Source organism: Brochothrix campestris FSL F6-1037, assembly GCF_000525915.1.
Classification (GTDB): domain Bacteria; phylum Bacillota; class Bacilli; order Lactobacillales; family Listeriaceae; genus Brochothrix; species Brochothrix campestris.
Map to the genome: position 1 here is coordinate 1 of NZ_AODH01000072.1, position 788 is coordinate 788.

The following is a 788-nucleotide window of genomic DNA, read 5'->3' on the forward strand; positions in this document are numbered from 1 at the left end:
TCACGTTTGCAGAATTCAAAGCAGCAGGTGGAACAATCAGCGGAACGGTTAACACAGATAAAGCAGGAACATATACAGTGACGTATCACTTGAATGGTTTTGAAGATAGTGCGACAGTGACTGTTTTAGAGAACGAAACAAGTGTTGCGGCACAAAATGTGACACTTTATGCAGGTGACACATGGAGCGAAAAAGATAGCTTTAAACACGCGACAGATAAAACCGGAGCAGAATTAACGTTTACAGAATTCAAAGCAGCGGGTGGAACAATTACCCAAACTGTTGAGACAGAGCAAGCGGGTGTGTACGACATAACCTTTGAATTGAATGCTGTGAGTGATAAGGCAACGGTGACAGTATTGTTAAATCAAACAAATGTTAAAGGCGAAAATGTTTCACTATATGAAGGTGAAGCCTGGACCGAAGAAGATAGCTTTAAACGCGCGACAGATAAAACCGGAGCAGAATTAACATTTGCAGAATTCGAGGCAGCAGGTGGTAACGTTACGCATGAGGTGGATACGAGTAAACCAGGTGTATACACAGTAACCTATGAACTAAACGGCGTTACAGATACTGCAGTTGTGACAGTGTTTGTTGATCAAACTCGCGTTTCAGCAATAAATAGCACCCTATATAGTGGCGAATCATGGACGGAAGCAGCTAGTTTTCAATTAGCAACCGATAAAACTGGTACTGAACTCACGTTTGCAGAATTCAAAGCAGCAGGTGGAACAATCAGCGGAACGGTTAACACAGATAAAGCAGGAACATATACAGTGACGTAT

1 protein-coding gene is annotated in these 788 nt (G+C 42.3%); it reads left to right on the top strand.

Annotation, left to right across the window (positions count from 1 at the left end; all coding sequences use genetic code 11):
* Positions 1-788: bacterial Ig-like domain-containing protein (locus BCAMP_RS11370; RefSeq protein ID WP_035315703.1), on the top strand; the 788-nt coding region annotated here is incomplete at both ends.